This window comes from Parasphingomonas frigoris (genome assembly GCF_036663815.1).
GTDB lineage: Bacteria > Pseudomonadota > Alphaproteobacteria > Sphingomonadales > Sphingomonadaceae > Sphingomonas.
Genome location: NZ_JAXOJQ010000001.1, coordinates 319,689 through 335,470 on the forward strand (window position 1 = coordinate 319,689; position 15,782 = coordinate 335,470).

The 15,782-nt window shown below is 66.8% G+C and carries 19 protein-coding genes and 1 tRNA gene; 9 read left to right on the top strand and 11 right to left on the bottom strand.

The window, feature by feature from the left end; all coding sequences use genetic code 11:
• The first annotated feature begins 76 nt into the window (after positions 1-76).
• A tRNA-Ala gene (locus U1872_RS01455) sits at positions 77-152 on the top strand.
• Between the two features lie 96 nt (positions 153-248).
• Here U1872_RS01455 and U1872_RS01460 read toward each other — a convergent pair.
• On the bottom strand, positions 249-2,819 hold the full coding sequence (locus U1872_RS01460) for a TonB-dependent receptor (protein ID WP_332791097.1): 2,571 nt from the start codon (positions 2,817-2,819) through the stop codon (positions 249-251).
• Positions 2,820-3,019: 200 nt separating this feature from the next.
• On the opposite strand from U1872_RS01460, the gene U1872_RS01465 reads away from it, so the two are divergent.
• A complete protein-coding gene (locus U1872_RS01465) occupies positions 3,020-3,187 on the top strand; it encodes a hypothetical protein (protein ID WP_332791098.1) in 168 nt (55 codons plus the stop codon).
• Between the two features lie 13 nt (positions 3,188-3,200).
• Here U1872_RS01465 and U1872_RS01470 read toward each other — a convergent pair whose 3' ends face one another.
• Positions 3,201-4,490 carry an MFS transporter gene (locus U1872_RS01470; protein ID WP_332791099.1) on the bottom strand — a complete coding sequence of 430 codons (1,290 nt, stop codon included), beginning with the start codon at positions 4,488-4,490 and terminating at the stop codon, positions 3,201-3,203.
• Between the two features lie 135 nt (positions 4,491-4,625).
• On the opposite strand from U1872_RS01470, the gene pgsA reads away from it, so the two are divergent.
• From pgsA to U1872_RS01485, 3 genes are read left to right on the top strand one after another with little or no spacing between them, the layout of a single operon-like run.
• The gene (gene pgsA / locus U1872_RS01475; RefSeq protein ID WP_332791100.1) at positions 4,626-5,192 is read left to right on the top strand and encodes a CDP-diacylglycerol--glycerol-3-phosphate 3-phosphatidyltransferase; all 567 of its coding nucleotides are present in this window, start codon (positions 4,626-4,628) and stop codon (positions 5,190-5,192) included.
• 3 nt (positions 5,193-5,195) lie between these two features.
• Entirely contained in the window at positions 5,196-5,453 is a 258-nt protein-coding gene (gene moaD / locus U1872_RS01480; protein WP_332791101.1) for a molybdopterin converting factor subunit 1, read from the top strand.
• Positions 5,450-5,884, top strand: coding sequence for a molybdenum cofactor biosynthesis protein MoaE (locus U1872_RS01485; RefSeq protein WP_332791102.1), 435 nt, complete (start codon positions 5,450-5,452; stop codon positions 5,882-5,884). The genes moaD and U1872_RS01485 overlap by 4 nt, the downstream gene beginning before the upstream one ends.
• Here the strand turns inward: U1872_RS01485 and U1872_RS01490 are convergent.
• Positions 5,881-6,522 carry a fasciclin domain-containing protein gene (locus tag U1872_RS01490; protein WP_332791103.1) on the bottom strand — a complete coding sequence of 214 codons (642 nt, stop codon included), beginning with the start codon at positions 6,520-6,522 and terminating at the stop codon, positions 5,881-5,883. The genes U1872_RS01485 and U1872_RS01490 overlap by 4 nt on opposite strands.
• Before the next feature lie 77 nt (positions 6,523-6,599).
• Positions 6,600-7,499, bottom strand: a complete 900-nt coding sequence (locus U1872_RS01495; RefSeq protein WP_332791104.1) for a hydrogen peroxide-inducible genes activator — start codon at positions 7,497-7,499, stop codon at positions 6,600-6,602.
• Positions 7,500-7,643: 144 nt separating this feature from the next.
• Between U1872_RS01495 and U1872_RS01500 the strand changes: the two genes are divergently transcribed.
• Together U1872_RS01500 and ahpD are read left to right on the top strand one after the other, a co-directional pair.
• Positions 7,644-8,186 carry a peroxiredoxin gene (locus tag U1872_RS01500; RefSeq protein ID WP_332791105.1) on the top strand — a complete coding sequence of 181 codons (543 nt, stop codon included), beginning with the start codon at positions 7,644-7,646 and terminating at the stop codon, positions 8,184-8,186.
• A gap of 130 nt (positions 8,187-8,316) precedes the next feature.
• Complete coding sequence (gene ahpD / locus U1872_RS01505) at positions 8,317-8,838, top strand: alkylhydroperoxidase, AhpD family (RefSeq protein ID WP_332791106.1); 522 nt, start codon at positions 8,317-8,319, stop codon at positions 8,836-8,838.
• Positions 8,839-8,840: 2 nt separating this feature from the next.
• Here ahpD and U1872_RS01510 read toward each other — a convergent pair whose 3' ends face one another.
• Positions 8,841-9,623 carry a sulfite exporter TauE/SafE family protein gene (locus tag U1872_RS01510; RefSeq protein WP_332791107.1) on the bottom strand — a complete coding sequence of 261 codons (783 nt, stop codon included), beginning with the start codon at positions 9,621-9,623 and terminating at the stop codon, positions 8,841-8,843.
• 133 nt (positions 9,624-9,756) lie between these two features.
• Here U1872_RS01510 and epsC point away from each other — a divergent pair, with 133 nt between their 5' ends.
• Both epsC and U1872_RS01520 read left to right on the top strand, forming a co-directional pair.
• The gene (gene epsC / locus U1872_RS01515; protein WP_332791108.1) at positions 9,757-10,437 is read left to right on the top strand and encodes a serine O-acetyltransferase EpsC; all 681 of its coding nucleotides are present in this window, start codon (positions 9,757-9,759) and stop codon (positions 10,435-10,437) included.
• Positions 10,437-10,778, top strand: a complete 342-nt coding sequence (locus U1872_RS01520; RefSeq protein ID WP_332791109.1) for a DUF2794 domain-containing protein — start codon at positions 10,437-10,439, stop codon at positions 10,776-10,778. The genes epsC and U1872_RS01520 overlap by 1 nt, the downstream gene beginning before the upstream one ends.
• Positions 10,779-10,853: 75 nt before the next feature.
• Here the strand turns inward: U1872_RS01520 and U1872_RS01525 are convergent, their stop codons facing one another.
• The 6 genes from U1872_RS01525 to pstA form a co-directional block, all read right to left on the bottom strand.
• A complete protein-coding gene (locus tag U1872_RS01525; RefSeq protein WP_332791110.1) occupies positions 10,854-11,753 on the bottom strand; it encodes an SDR family NAD(P)-dependent oxidoreductase in 900 nt (299 codons plus the stop codon).
• 173 nt (positions 11,754-11,926) lie between these two features.
• Positions 11,927-12,280, bottom strand: coding sequence for a hypothetical protein (locus tag U1872_RS01530; protein WP_332791111.1), 354 nt, complete (start codon positions 12,278-12,280; stop codon positions 11,927-11,929).
• Between the two features lie 82 nt (positions 12,281-12,362).
• Entirely contained in the window at positions 12,363-13,055 is a 693-nt protein-coding gene (gene phoB, locus U1872_RS01535) for a phosphate regulon transcriptional regulator PhoB (protein WP_332791112.1), read from the bottom strand.
• A 36-nt stretch (positions 13,056-13,091) separates the two neighbouring features.
• Positions 13,092-13,784: a phosphate signaling complex protein PhoU gene (gene phoU / locus U1872_RS01540; RefSeq protein WP_332791113.1), complete on the bottom strand. Its 693-nt coding sequence runs from the start codon at positions 13,782-13,784 to the stop codon at positions 13,092-13,094.
• Between the two features lie 5 nt (positions 13,785-13,789).
• Positions 13,790-14,560 (bottom strand): phosphate ABC transporter ATP-binding protein PstB, encoded by a 771-nt coding sequence (gene pstB, locus U1872_RS01545; protein WP_332791114.1) that lies wholly within the window; start codon positions 14,558-14,560, stop codon positions 13,790-13,792.
• Entirely contained in the window at positions 14,557-15,771 is a 1,215-nt protein-coding gene (pstA, locus tag U1872_RS01550; RefSeq protein ID WP_332791802.1) for a phosphate ABC transporter permease PstA, read from the bottom strand. The genes pstB and pstA overlap by 4 nt, the downstream gene beginning before the upstream one ends.
• Positions 15,772-15,782: the final 11 nt, after the last annotated feature.

The following is a 15,782-nucleotide window of genomic DNA, read 5'->3' on the forward strand; positions in this document are numbered from 1 at the left end:
TGCCAAGGGTGCGTCGCCTCGGTAGGGGCGACGCCTTCCCGCAGAGAACCCGGTTTCGGGTCTCTACAAAATCGATGGGGCCGTAGCTCAGCTGGGAGAGCGTTCGCATGGCATGCGAAAGGTCAGGGGTTCGATCCCCCTCGGCTCCACCATTTTGCAAAGGCGACGACAGGTCGCTCTTCACGCCATAATTTGGATCTCGTCGATGGTGGCGCTGGCTCCGTCGGACGCAATCCCCGCTTGAAACCTCAGAACAGTTTGCGTGCGCCGAACCGGATCGAGCGTCCGAGCGGATCGAGATAGGCGGACTGGAAGCGATTGGGCGTCGTGCCGGTCGCGTCGCGCACCGCGATCCGATCGTTGAGCAGATTCTCGACCGTGAAATGCAGCGTCATCTGCTTGCTCCACGGACGCGCCACGACCTTTGCCAGATCGAGCGTCGTGTAGAACACCAGCCAAGTGCGACCAGAGAAGCGCAGGTCGGAGGCAGCCAGCGTGCTGCGAATCCGCGTGGGCCCTTGCAGGCGGCTGTACACCCCCAGATTGAAGGCGCCGTAACTCCCGCCGATCGTGCCGTCGACATCCCAGCGCGGACGCCCACCGGTGCCGTCGATCGTCGCGCCATCGAGCAGGTCGAGCGCCGGCGTGCCATCGCGTAGCACCAGCCGATCTTGCAGCCGGTAATTGCCGGTCAGGCTGACGAACAGCATCGGGCGCGGTTTTGGCGGTGGCGGCGGCGGTGAGGTCTTCGTCGGTGCCGGCGCAGGCGGCGGTGCGCGGCCGAGTGCGGTCTGCAGGTTGAGTGTCATACGCAATTTCCGATCGGTCTCGCGCGCGAGATTGACCGGGCGGAGATCGACGCTGACCAGCGCCCCGCCGGAGTCGCGCACGTACAGCCCCGGAAAGGCGGCCTGGAAGGCTGGCGTCAGGCTACCGAGCATCGCCGACTGGTTGTCAATCTTCACATCGAGATAATCGACGCCGAGGCGCAGTTCCTTGCTCTTGATCGGCTTGATCGCGATGCCGATCGTCGCCGTCTGGCGCCGCTCGGGCCGCAGCGCGGCATTGCCGCCGACGATGCTGGATACCAGCACGCTCGTTCCGGCCGTAAAATCGAAGAACGGCGTGTTCGGCGTCGTGAAAGTCGGGCTGACGAGCAAGGCGATCGCGGGCGGCGTCCGCGTGTCGGTGATCGATCCGGTGATCTGCAGTGGCGCGACGGGCGCCCAGGTGAAGCCGTAATTGGAACTGAGCAGGCGCCCGAACCGCGAGACGGCGGAAACGCCGATCATCCCGCTCAGCGACATCTGCCCGAGAAAGGGCAGCACGCCCTCGCTGGCGGAGGCGAGCGGGACGACGGTGTTGACACTGGCCCCGCCGATCGCGCGGTTGAGCGACGTGCCGTCGGGCGAAGCGCCGCTACCCCGCACGCTGCTCGAGGATCGGGTGTAGTCGGCCGAGACCGTGAGTTGCGCATCGCCGGCCGGAAGCCGGGCGAGCGGGCCGTTGACGACCGCCTTGGTCGCGACCGTATTGGTCGACGTCCGGCTGTTCGCGACGAGCCGTTGCCGCGCGCTGGCGGCATCGAGCGGGGTGAGCGGATCGCTCCCCGCGGTTACGACAGCCTGGAGTGCATCGAGCGGAACGCCATTTTCGGACCGCGCACGGCTCGCCACCCGGTCGTAGCCGGTGGTCACGCTCCACGACCAGCGCCGCATGCTGCCCTGGAGCGTCGTCCCGGCGTGCAGCGTGAGCGCGCTGGTAGCTTGATGGAGCACGACGCCCGGAAAGGCGCGATACAGCAGTACCGGGCTCGAAAAGGGCAACACGCCCGTGCCGGCGGGAACGTCGAGCACGCCGCTCGCCAGGCCGCTGAGGCCGCTGCTGCGGTCGGCCTGGAAGGAGAGGTTGATCGAACCGTCGAGCTTGCGGCCGAGCGGCGAGGCGAGCGTGCCTTCTGCCTGCACGGTGTCGGTGCGGTTCTGCAGGCTGCGATAGGCGCCAATGTCGGTGATCGCCTGGCCCGGGCCGACATAGCTGGCGAGCTGCTGGCGTGCGGCCGCATCCTGGGGCAGCGCGGCGACCGTGACGGGGCGGCCGGCGAGCCGGTCGAGCGCGGGATCGATGCTCGCGCCGGTTCGTCCGCCGACATTGCCCGCGGCGGCGAAGAGTGTGTCGGGATCGGGCACGATCGCGCGCTGACTTTGCAGCAGCGGGTCGAGGTGCAGATAGGAGGCGCGGACCGCGGCGCGCCGCGGCCCTTCGATTCGGGTCGCGCTGAGCTCGGCATATTGGGTGCCGCCACCGCCCTCGGTGGTCGAGCCGCCGTTTTGCTGCAGCGTCAGCGAGCGGAAATGCTTCTTGGTGATGAAGTTCATCACGCGCATCGTGGCCGGATAGCCGAAGCGCGCGGCTTCCTGTTCGGGCAGGATCTCGACACGCTCGATGGCTTCTGGCGGTAAGCTCCAGATGTCACCGCCACCCGAAGTGCGGCGCCCGTTGAGCAGCATGACGGGTTCGCTGCCATTTCCCGCGGTCGTCAGGCCCTTCAAGCGCTTGACGAGGTCCCCCATGTTGGTCACGCCGAGCGACGACAGGGTCGTGCTGTCGAGCACGGCGAGCGGCTCGACCGTGCCGATCGCGGTGCCTGCGACGCGCTGCGCGGTGATGACGATATCGGGGCCGTCGGCTTTGGTAGGCGCGGGCGCTTCGCCCGGCGGGACGTCCTCGCGAACGCTGGTCTGCGTCAGGCATGCTCCGGCGGGGCTGGTGGCGAGGGCAAGAAGGAGCGAGGGCCAGCGTAAGGTTGAACTTTGCACGCACGTCCCCCGGTTGCGCGCCGAGATGGACAGCGACTGGCCAGGCCAAGTCTGGCCATAAAACCTTGACCTAATTGTGACAATTTGTGCTGACGTCGCGGGTGACGTCGCGGGTGACGTCGCGCCGCCGTCCCGAAATTAGACGGAGCGGCGACAAGAAGGACGCAGCGAAATCGTGAACGTGGCGTTAACCTGTTGCTATGATTCGTACCGCAACGCTCGCCGCGCCCAGCGCCCGCCATCCCTTTCGTCAGGCGTTCGTCGAGTCGACGATCGAGCGCGCGCGCGTTCGCGACGACAGCGACGTGCGGCTGTTCGCGCTGAGCTTCGCTGCGTTCTTCATCTGCTTCTACACCTTCATCTTCTGAAGGCCGACGCGGCTCAGTCGCAGGCGAGGTGGAGCTTGTAGGCGAGCCACGCCGAGATCGGGCACATCGCCGCGACCACCAGCAGCGTATTCTCGGGCGAGACACCAGCGATGGCGAGGCCCTGCACGCCGATCGCGCCCACCGTCATCGCGCCGGCATTGACGACATTGTTGGCAGCGACCGTCCGCGCGGTCTGGTCCTTGGCCACCGTGGTGGTGAGGAAGGCATAGAGCGGCACGACGAACATGCCGCCCGTCACCGCGATCCCGACCAGAGAGAGGATGACCAGCGCCGCCCGCGGCGTCTGGATGAAGGTCATCACGTCGTAGAGCGTGCCGACCGGCGCCGCCGGCCACGAGCGGCACAGGAACGAGAAGGCGACGATGAAGCCGCCCATCGCCAGCACCGAGGCGGGGCCGTATTTGGCCGAGGTATGCCCCTTGAGCAGCGCGTTGATCAGCACCGAGCCGACCGCGACACCGACCGAGAACAGCGCAATCATCAGCGTCAGCACATGCTTGTCGGCGGTCAGCACGTTCTTGGCGAGCGGGTTGAACACGATGATCAGCACCGCGCCCATCGTCCAGAAGAAGCTGATCGCGCAGATCGCGAGGAACAGCCGGCGGATGTGCATCGTCCCCGAGATCAGCCGCCACGACGAGGTGAACGGATTGTAGCTGATCACCAGCTCCTTGCCTTCGCGCAAGGCGGGCGGAACCTGCAGCGAGACGACCCAGCCGATCCCGGCGATCACCAGCACGGCGATCGCGGCATGCTGCACCGCCATGAAGCCACCGAGTACGGTGCCGAGCAGAATCGCGAGATAGGTCGCCGATTCGACCAGGCCGGTGCCGCCGAGCACTTCATCCTCGTGCAGATGCTGCGGCAGGATCGCATATTTGATCGGACCGAAGAACGCCGAGTGGACGCCGAGCAGCAGCACCGCTGCCAGCATCAGGATCAGGCCGGCGGTGGTATAGCCGTTCCACGCGATCATCAGGCCCGCAGCACCGAGGATCATGATCCCGATTTCGGCGGTCTTCACCAGCCGTATGATCTTCGCCTTGTCGTGCGTATCGGCCAATTGCCCGGCCAATGCGGACAGCAGGAAGAAGGGCAGAATCCCGATCGCGGTGGCGAACGCGGTAAAATTCTGTTCGAGTTTGGGGTCTGCGAAAATCTTGTAGATCGCGAACTGGACCATCACGGTCTTGAAGAGATTGTCGTTGAGCGCGCCCAGAAACTGAGTGACGAATAACGGCAAAAATCGGCGCTCTTTCAGCAAGCCGAGCGCATTGAGCATGGTGTGTTCACGGCCTCGATATGGCAGAATGAAGGCTGCCATAGACTAGGCGGTATGGCACCAGCAACCCGCTTGTCGCCGCAAGCGGCCCGCAGCGGGCTTTCGCCGGGGCGATCAGGCGGGTAGAGCGGTGCCGTGCTGACCCTGCCCAACCTGCTCACCTTGTCGCGGATCGTCGCGGTGCCCCTGCTGGCCTGGTTCCTGTGGTGGCCCGGCTGGTCCGATGGCTACGCCGTCGGATTCATCCTCTATTGCCTGATGGGGATCACCGATTATTTCGACGGCTATCTCGCGCGGGCGCAGGGCACGGTGTCGAAACTCGGGGTTTTCCTCGATCCGATCGCCGACAAGATCATGGTCGCCGCGGTCATCCTGTTGCTCGTCGGCACGCGCGACGGCGAGCCGGCGGTGATCCAGGGCGTCCACCAGATCGCGGCGCTGGTCATCCTGCTGCGCGAGATCGCCGTCTCGGGACTGCGCGAATTCCTGGCGCAGCTGCAGGTTTCGGTTCCGGTCTCGCGCCTCGCGAAATGGAAGACGACGCTGCAACTCGTCTCGCTCGGCGCGCTGATCCTCGGTGGTGCGGTGCCCTATGCGCCGTGGGTCGGGCAAGTCGGGATCGGCACGCTCTGGCTCGCCGCTGCGCTCACGCTGATCACCGGGTGGGATTATCTGCGCGTCGGCCTCAAGCATATGGACTGACCCGTGACGATCGAGATGCTCTATTTCGCCTGGGTGCGCGAACGGATCGGCGTCGGCGCCGAGCGCGTGACGCCCCCCGCCAGCGTCGTGACCGTTGCCGACCTGGTCGACTGGCTGGGGGCCGACAGCGCGCCACACGCCGACGCCTTTGCCGACCGCACGCGGCTGCGCGCCGCGCTCGACCAGACCTTCGTGCCGCTCGACACTCCGCTCGGCGCCGCACGCGAAGTCGCGATCTTTCCGCCGGTGACGGGCGGATGATCACCGTATCGCCAGCGCGAATCGACGTCGCACAGGAATATGCCGCGATCATGACGAGCGGGGTGGGGGGGATCGCGACCTTCGTCGGTCTGGTCCGCGCCGACGACGGGGTCGCGACGCTCGAGCTCGAACATTATCCGGGGGCGACCGAGGCAGCGCTCGTGGCGCTGGCCGACGAGGCGATTCGGCGCTGGTCGTTGATCGACGCGCGGATCACGCACCGGGTCGGGGTGATGGTGCCGGGCGATATCGTGGTGTTCGTCGCGACGGCGTCGGCGCATCGGGCGCCCGCGCTGGAGGCCTGCGCCTTCCTGATCGATCGGTTGAAGACCGAAGCGCCGTTCTGGAAGAAGGAAACGCGCGACGGCGCGCCGCGCTGGGTAGAGCCGCGCGGCAGCGACGATGCCGCCGCCGCGCGGTGGAAGGATTAGCCGAGCTTCGGCAGAACCACGCCGTTGACGACGTGGACGACGCCGTTCGACTGCTTGACGTCGGGCGTCTCGACATAGCTCTTGTTGCCGTTGACGTCGGTCAGCTGCACGCCGCCGCCGACCAGTTCGACGATCAGCGGCTCGCCCTCGACCGTGGTCAGCGAGAGCTTGCCGCCGGGGGCCGCCTTCACCTTGGTCTGGATGTCGGCGAGCGTCAGCGTGCCCGGCACGACATGATAGGTCAGCACCTTGGCGAGCGTCGCCTTGTTCTCGGGCTTGAGCAACGTGTCGACCGTGCCGGGCGCGAGGCGCGTGAAGGCGTCGTTGGTCGGCGCGAAGACGGTGAACGGACCCGGGCCCGACAGCGTCGTGGCGAGGCCAGCTGCCTTCACCGCGGTGACGAGCGTGCTGAGGTTGGGCGCGGCCGATGCGTTGACGGCGATCGGCTTGGTCGCGTCCATCGCGACGCCGCCGACCATCGGATTGGCGCCCGGTGCGGTCGCGGCCGGTGCTGCCGTGGCCGGCATCTGCGCGGCGGGGGCTGCCGGAGCGGCTGGCGTGGTCTGGGCGGTCGCTGCGGCACCGAGCGCGAGGGCGCCGGCCATCGCCGACAGATACAGGTTGGTCTTGAAGGTCATCCCGGTTCTCCATTGGATTGGGGCAAACCCTGAACGGGCAAGCTCCCTAAATACGGTTCAGGAGCGAAATGGTTTCGTTACACGGCGTCGGCCAGCGCGGTGGCGAGCAACTGGAAGTCTTTCTCGCGCGGCGAACCGCGCCGCCAGACCAAGGCGATCTTGCGCGACGGATTGGCGGCGTCGAGCGGCCGGGCGACGAGACTGGTGTGGTCGAGAATGCCCGCATTGAGCGCCATTTCGGGTAGCATCGTCAGCCCGAGGCCGTTGTCGATCATCTGCACGATGGTGTGGAGCGAGGTGCCGAGCATCGTCGCCTCGGCGCGCAGTTCGGGGCGCGCGCAGGCCGACAGGGCGTGGTCCTTGAGGCAATGGCCGTCCTCGAGCAGCAACAGCCGCGTCTCGTCGATCTCGGACGGCGGCATCGCGCGATCGACATTGCCCATCTCCCCGGGCTGGCCGGCGACGAACAGGCGATCGTCGAACAGCGTCTGCGATGCCACTTCGCCGCACGCGTAGGGGAGGGCGAGCAGCACGCAATCGGCGCGGCCGTGGTGCAGGCCCTCGCACGCCGCACCGCTTGGCTCCTCGCGCAGGAACAGCTTGAGGTCGGGATAGTCGCGGCGCAGGCGCGGCAGGATACGCGGCAGCATGAAGGGGGCGATCGTCGGGATGACGCTCATTCGCATCTCGCCCGACAGCGGGCGTCCAGCGGCGCGCGCCATGTCGCCGAGTTCCTCGGCCTCACGCAGCACGCGCCGCGCCTTGTCGGCGATCCGGTCGCCGAGCGGGGTGAAGCGCACGACGCGGCGGGTGCGCTCGACCAGCGTCACGCCGATCAGCGTCTCGAGCTCGCGAATCCCCGCCGACAGCGTCGATTGCGTGACGAAACACGCCTCCGCCGCACGGCCGAAATGCCCGTGGTCCTGCAGCGCCGCGAGATACTGTAATTGCTTCAGGGTCGGCAGGTAGGTGGCCATTTATCGCTCCACTCGATCACCCGGCGACAAATAACCCATTGGATCGATAAGAACAGTCCCTATATGGAGCCTGCAACGAGACGGCGTTCAGCGCCGCGCATGAGGATGTCCGACGAGGCCCCAATTTTTCAGGAGGCCCACGACATGTTGACCATCGGCGACAAGCTCCCCGACTTTACCGTTCCCGTCCAGCAGGGCGTATCCGCGCTCCCCGCCGGTGAGACGCTCAGCCAGGATGCCTTCCCGGGCAAGTGGAAGGTGCTGTTCTACTGGCCGAAGGATTTCACCTTCGTCTGCCCGACGGAGATCGTCGGCTATGCCGGCCTCAAGGGTGACTTCGAGGATCGCGACGCCGTGCTGATCGGCGCGTCGACCGACACCGCACACGTCCACCTCGCCTGGCGCAAGTCGGACCCCGATCTCGCGGCGGCCGATTTCCCGTGGCTCGCCGACAATGGCGGCGTGCTCGCGGCACAGCTCGGCATTCTCGACAAGGACGAGCATGTCGCGTTCCGTGCGACTTTCATCATCGATCCGGACAACATCATCCAGGCGGTGCAGGTCAACGGCCTGAACGTCGGCCGCAACCCCGCCGAGACGCTGCGCGTGCTCGACGCGCTGCAGACCGACGAGCTGTGCCCGTGCAACTGGAACAAGGGCGACGACGTCCTCCAGGTCGCGGCGTAAGCGAAGTCCCCCTCCCGCTTGCGGGAGGGGCTAGGGGAGGGCGTGTCAGCAGACGCGCCCTCCCTTTCTATGTCAGGCCCTCCCCCAACCCCTCCCGCAAGCGGGAGGGGAGCTAGAAAGTAGACCCCCCATGTCGCTCAAGGATTTTGCCGGGACGCTCCCGGATTTCGCCAAGGATATTCGCCTCAACGTCGGCTCGCTGCTCAACGAAGCGCATCTGCCCGACCAGCAGAAGTTCGGCCTGTTCCTGTCTTGCGCGCACGCCACCGGCTACAAGCCGCTGGTCGATGCGACCGAGGCCGAAGTCGCCGCCAAGCTGACGCCCGAGGCCGCAAATGCCGCGCGTGCGGCCGCTGCCGTGATGGCGATGAACAACGTCTATTATCGCTTCACGCATCTGGCCGCGAATGCCGAATATCAGACGATGCCGGCCAAGCTGCGGATGAACGTGATTGGCCAGCCGGGGATCGACAAGGTCGATTTCGAGCTGTTCAGCCTCGCCGTCAGCGCGATGAACGGCTGCGGCATGTGCATCGACAGCCATGAGCAGATCCTCAAGAAGGCCGGCGCCAAGGCCGAGGCGATCCAGACCGCGGTGCGGATCGGCGCCGTGATGAAGGCCGTCGCGACGGTCCACGCCGCGCTCAACTGACGCTATTTGGCGAGCGCCGCCCAGATCGAGTAGGCGCTCGTCACCGTCAGCAGCACGCCGACCATCGCCATCAGCAGCCGGGCGGGCACGCGCTTGGCGATCACCGCGCCGAAGGGGGCGGCGAGCAGCCCGCCCAGCAGGAGGCCGAGCGTCTGCAGCGTGAACGCGCCGAGCCCGAGCGTCGCGATGAAGGTCGCCGAGATCGTCGCGGTGAGGAAGAATTCCGACGTGTTGACCGTGCCGATCGTGGTGCGCGGCACCGATCCCTGCGCGAGCAGGTTCGACGTCACCACCGGCCCCCAGCCGCCGCCGCCGACCGCATCGAGGAAGCCGCCGACCAGGCCGAGCGGTTCGATGATCGTGGGCTGCCGGGGCTTCACCGTGCCGCGATAGGCGCGGTAGAGCAGGTACAGCCCCATCAGCGAGAGATAGGCCATCACGAACGGCCGCGCGACCGACCCGTCGATGTTGCTCAGCACATAGGCACCGAGCACGCCGCCGAGCATGCCGGGGATGACCAGCCGGCGAAACAGTCGCCAATCGACGTTGCGATGCGCGATATGGCTGATCCCCGAGGCGGCGGTGGTGAAGGTTTCGACCGCATGGACGCTGGCCGAGGCGAGCGCGGGCGGCATGCCGAGGAACACGACGAGCAATGTGTTGTTGATCACCCCGAAGGCCATGCCGAGCGCGCCGTCGACGATCTGCGCGGCAAAACCGATCGCGATGAACGGCAGCATGACCGCGAAGATCGCGGCGAAATCGAGGGTCGCAAGGTTCGGCATGGCTCCGGAATTGCCGGTTCGTCCTTATCCTACAAGAAAGATCGGGTTTGTTCTTGCAAAGTTCGCGGCGGGACGCGCCTTTAATTCGCCGGGCCGAGGGCCTAGATAAGCGCCCAGATAAAGGGGACACCGCATGATGGGACGATTGGTCGCCTATCTCGATTCGATCAAGGCCCGCGATCCGGCACCGCGTTCGCGGCTCGAGATCCTGACCTATCCGGGCGTCTGGGCGCTCGGCTATCACCGCATCGCGCACCGGCTGTTCAAGGCGCGGCTGTTCTTCCTGGCGCGCGCGGTGAACCATTTCTCGCGGCTGATGACGGCGATCGACATTCATCCCGGCGCGACGATCGGCCGCAATTTCTTCATCGACCATGGCTTCGTCGTGATCGGCGAGACGGCGGACATCGGCAACAATGTGACGATCTACCAATGCGTCACGCTCGGCGGCACCAGCCCCGACAATGGCGTGGCGGGCAAGCGCCATCCGACGCTGTGCGACAATGTCATCATCGGCTCGGGCGCGCAGGTGCTGGGGCCGATCACGCTCGGCAAGGGATCGCGCGTCGGTGCCAATGCGGTCGTGACGCGCGACGTCGTCGAGGGCGCGGTGATGGTCGGCATCCCGGCGCGCGCGACGATGGTCGAGGGCGGGCAGAAGCCGGTCGAATTCCTGGCGTACGGGACGCCGTGCAGCGAGATGTTCGATCCCGCGACGCAGAAGGTCGAACTGCTGCGCTGCGAGCTCGAGACGATGCGCAAGCGGCTCGATGCGTTGCTCGCCGAGCCCCGCGAGGAGCGCGACCGCGCCTGATGGGGACGGTTACCCCTTTCCCCAGTCCGCGCGGCGTGACGACCCAGATCGGGTTCGAGCGGCTCGAGCTCAACCGGATCCTCGATCTTTACGGTCGGATGGTCGCGGCGGGGATGTGGCGCGACTATGCGATCGACCTCGGTGCCGACGCGGCGGTGTTCGCGGCGTTCCGGCGCGCGGCCGAGCGGCCTGAGTTTCGTGTCGAGAAACGCCCGGCGCTGCGCAACAAGCAGGGGCAATGGGCGCTGATCGGCGAGCATGGCGTCGTGCTCAAGCGCGGGCATGAGCTCGGGCCGGTGCTGGCGCCGGTCGAGCGGCGGTTGATGAAGCTGGTCGACTGAGCGCTCGATACAGAAAATATGCTTCCCCGGCTTTCGCCGGGGAAGGGTCTAGGATCGCGCCAGCCCGCGCTCGGCTCAGCCGCCCTGCAGCTTCTTGAGGATGCTCATCGACTGCTCGGCGCCGTTCTGCGGGGTCATCTCGCCAGTGCGGTCGGTGATCTCGGCCCAGTGCGCGGCGATGCCCTCGGGCGAGAGATCGTCGCCGCTGAGCAGCTTGCCCTGCGTCAGCGTGACATAGGCGGCCTGGAATACGCCCGCACCCGCGCCGATGATCATGTTGGTCGGCGCGTCGTCCGACACGAGGTACAGCGCGGCGGGTGCGACCTTCTCGGGCGCGAAGGCGGCGAACGCCTCAGCCGGGAACAGGTCCTCGGTCATCCGCGTGCCGGCGGTCGGCGCGATCGTGTTGACCTTGATGTTGTTCTTGGCGCCCTCGATCGCGAGCGTCTTGGTGAGGCCGGCGAGGCCGAGCTTGGCCGCGCCGTAATTGGCCTGGCCGAAATTGCCGTAGAGCCCGGTCGACGAGGCGGTCATCAGGATGCGGCCGTAATTCTGCGCGCGCATCGTCTCCCACACCGCCTTGGTGCAATTGGCCGAGCCATTGAGGTGCACGTCGACCACGAACTTGAAGTCGGTCGGCTCCATCTTGGCGAAGCTCTTGTCGCGCAGCACGCCGGCGTTGTTGATCAGGATGTGGACGCCGCCCCAGGCTTCCCTGGCCTTGGCGACCATCTCGACCATCTGCTCATATTCGGTGACGCTGCCGCCATTCGACATCGCATCGCCGCCTGCCGCCTTGATTTCCTCGACGACCTTCAGCGCCGCATCGGAATGGCCGGTGCCATCGCGCGATCCGCCGAGATCGTTGACCACGACCTTCGCGCCACGTCGCGCCAGCTCGAGCGCATAGGCGCGGCCGAGGCCGCCGCCGGCACCGGTGACGATCGCGACCTGATCATCGAAACGAATGGACATGGTGGCTTCTCCTACTGCTTTGCTCCGCGTCGTAGGCGATTGCGGGGGCGGTGCAAGAGGGGGCGACGGCGGCGATCCGGCGCCATCCGGGCGCGAAAAAGCCGACGCAGCGAGATTCCGCTACGTCGGCCTTGGTCGAGGGAGGCGGCGGCGCCTGTGCGCCGCCGTCCGCATTATTTGCGCTTGTGGCGCGTCATCTTCTTCGAGCCGCCCATGCCGCCCTTGTCGATGCACTGATCCTTCACGGTGCGCGAGCAGGGGGGATATTCGCCGGTCGCCGGCATCGGTGCCGACGGCGTTGCCGCCGAGGCGTTTGCGGCGGGCGTCGTCGTCGGCTGCGCCATCGCCGGAGCGGCCGGCTGCGCCATCGCGGGATCGGCAGCAGGTGCAGGCTGCGCCATCGCGGGATCTGCGGCCGGGGCCGGCTGCGTCATGGTCTGGTCGGGGGTCGCCGGGGCGGGCGTGGTCTGGGCAAGGGCCGGCATTGCGACGGCAGCGGCGAGCGCCGCAAACATCATGACTTTCATACGGGGTCTCCTGCAAACGGGCAGCTTTGCGTGCTGCTCGGGTCGTCCAACGCACGTTTCCCCGCATGGGTCCAAAATTTCTTTACGCTCCCGAATCGAGTGCGTAGCCGGCCGAACGCACCGTGCGGATGATGTCGGGCTTGTCGCCGATGTTGATCGCCTTGCGCAGCCGGCGGATGTGGACGTCGACCGTCCGGCTCTCGATGTCGCTGTCATGCCCCCATACCGCGTCGAGCAGCCGCTCGCGCGAGAACACCCAGCCGGGATGTTCGAGGAAGTGCTTGAGCAAGCGGAATTCGGTCGGCCCGAGCGGGATGACCTCGCCCGAACGGCGGACCTTGTGGCCGACGGTGTCCATCTCGATGTCCGAATAGGTCAGCTGCTCGCCCGCCAGCGCGGGGCGGACGCGGCGCAGCACCGCGCCGACGCGCGCGACGAGCTCGCGCGGGGAGAAGGGCTTGGTGACATAATCGTCGGCGCCGGTCTCGAGCCCGCGCACGCGATCCTCTTCCTCGCCGCGCGCGGTGAGCATGATGATCGGCACGTTCGCGGTCTCGGGCATGCGGCGCAGGCGGCGGCACACCTCGATCCCCGACAGACCCTCGACCATCCAGTCGAGCAGGACGATGTCGGGGGTCTTCTCCTTGGCGAGCAGCAACGCTTCCTCGCCGTCCGGGGTCTGCGTGACCTCGAAATCCTCGCGCTTGAAGTGCCAGATCAGCAGCTCCGCGAGCGCCGCATCATCTTCCACCAGCAACATTTTGGCCCGGGCCATATCGTTCACTCCGTACAAAGGCAGTCAGGTAGAGACTCAGGTCGTGGGTAGGGCGCCGCGGTCGCGCTCGGCCATGTGGCGGCCGGTCGCTGCGAAATGGACCATCTCGGCGATGTTGGTCGCGTGATCGCCGACGCGTTCGAGATTCTTGGCGATGAACAGCAATTGCGTGACCTGGCCGATAGTCTTGGGATTTTCCATCATGTGGGTGACCAAGACGCGGAACAGGCTGTTGTAGAAATCGTCGACCTGGCGGTCGCGCTCGCACACTTCGATCGCGGCGTGCGGGTCGCGCGCGGCAAAGGCATCGAGCGCGTCGCGCACCATCTGCACCGCCAGCGCGGACATCGCGGGGAGCACCGAAAGCGGTTCGATCTCGCCGTGATTCTCGATCATCGGCACGCGCTTGGCGATGTTCTTGGCATAATCGCCGATCCGTTCGACCACGCCGGCCATCTTGAGCGCGGCGACGACCTCGCGCAGATCGTCGGCGAGCGGCGCGCGCAAGGCGATGATCCGGACCGCGAGCGCCTCGACCTCGAGCTCGAGCGCGTCGATCGCCTTGTCGCCCGCGACGATTGCGCGCGCGCCCTCGAGATCATGGTGGCGCAGCGCATCCATCGCGGCGGCGACGGCATGCTCGGCCAGGCCGCCCATCTGCGCGATGAGCCCGCGCAGCTGGCCGATGTCCTGATCGAAGGCAGTGACGGTGTGGGTGTTCACGGGCATGTCCTTTAGCCGTAGCGGCCGGTGATATAATCCTTGGTGCGTTCCTGCCGAGGATTGGTGAAGATGTCGGACGTCGCGCCATATTCGACGAGGCTACCGAGGTGGAAGAAGGCGGTGCGCTGCGACACGCGCGCCGCCTGCTGCATGTTGTGCGTGACGATGACGATCGCGTAGCGGCCCTTCAGCTCGTGGATCAGTTCCTCGATCTTGGCGGTGGCGATCGGATCGAGCGCCGAGCAGGGCTCGTCCATCAGGATCACCTCGGGATCGACCGCGATCGCGCGCGCGATGCACAGCCGCTGCTGCTGGCCGCCCGACAAAGCGGTGCCGCTGTCGGTCAGCCGATCCTTGACCTCATCCCACAGCCCGGCGCGGCGCAGCGATTGCTCGACGATCTCGGCGAGCTGCGCCTTGCTGCCGGCGAGGCCGTGGATGCGCGGGCCGTAGGCGACATTCTCGAAGATCGACTTGGGGAACGGATTGGGCTTCTGGAACACCATCCCGACGCGCGCGCGCAGCTGCACCACGTCCATCGCGGCATCGTAGATATTCTCGCCGTCGAGCGTGATGTCGCCCTCGACCCGCGCCGAGGCGATCGTGTCGTTCATGCGGTTGAGGGTGCGCAGGAAGGTCGATTTGCCGCAGCCCGACGGGCCGATCAGCGAGGTGACATGGTCCTGCCCGAAATCGAGCGAGACGTCGTCGATCGCCTGCTTGGCGCCATACCAGACGTTGACGTGATGCGCGGAGATTTTGGACGAATTGGGAATGCTCACCAGCGGGTCTCGAATCTGTTGCGGAGGTAGATCGCGAAGCCGTTCATCGCGAGCAGGAAGACGAGCAGGACGATGATCGCCGCGCTGGTCTTCTCGACGAAGCCGCGATCGATCTGATCGGACCACAGGAAGATCTGCACCGGCAGCACCGTCGACGGGTCGCTCAGCCGGTCGGGGGGCGAGGCGATGAAGGCGCGCATCCCGATCATCAGCAGCGGCGCGGTCTCGCCGAGTGCGCGCGCCATGCCGATGATCGTGCCGGTCAGGATGCCGGGAAGCGCCAGCGGCAGGACGTGGTGGAAGACGACCTGGATCGGGCTCGCGCCGACCCCCAGCGCGGCATCGCGGATCGACGGCGGCACTGCCTTGATCGCGTTGCGTCCGGCGATGACGATCACCGGCATCGTCATCAGCGCGAGCGTCAGCCCGCCGACGATCGACGCCGAACGCGGCAGCCCGAAGGTGCCGAGGAACACCGCGAGCCCGAGCAGGCCGAAGATGATCGAGGGGACCGCCGCGAGATTGTTGATCGAGACCTCGATCAGGTCGGTCCAACGGTTCCGCGGCGCATATTCCTCGAGATAGAGCGCGGAGAGCACGCCGACCGGGAAGGCGATCAGCAGCGTCACCAGCATCGTGAACAGCGACCCCTTGAACGCCCCCCAGATCCCGGCGCGGGTCGGATCGTTCGAATCGGACGCGGTCAGGAACGGCATGTTGAACGCGGTCGAGATCGCGCCGCGCGCACCGAGTTTGGCGACGATCGCTTCGGACAGCGGGTCGCCCTGGCGCTTGGCGGCGACGTCGATGATGTCGGCGGCGGGCACCCACAGCGTCGTGCGGCTGCCCAGCAGTGCGGGATCCTGCTTCAGCGCCGCGCGCAGCGTGAGCCATGCGCCGTCCGACAGCCAGCGGTCGCCGTCGCGACCGAAGGCGGCGCGCGCGGCATCGTCGGTCAGCCCTTGGATATTGGCGTTCGAAAGCGCGAGATCGGCACCCGGACCGCGCAGTTCGGCTGGGGTCAGCCCGAGCCGGGCATGGGCGAAATCGACCGGGAGCGCGATCCGCGTCTGCAGGAACCCGCTCGCGCCATTGTAGACCATCGTTACCAGCAGCACGGCGAGGAACCCCGCCGACAACACGACCGCGGCGAGCCCGAGCAGGCGAAAACGGCGCTCGGACGCATAGCGGCGGCGAATGCGGCGCTGCATCGACTGCGTCC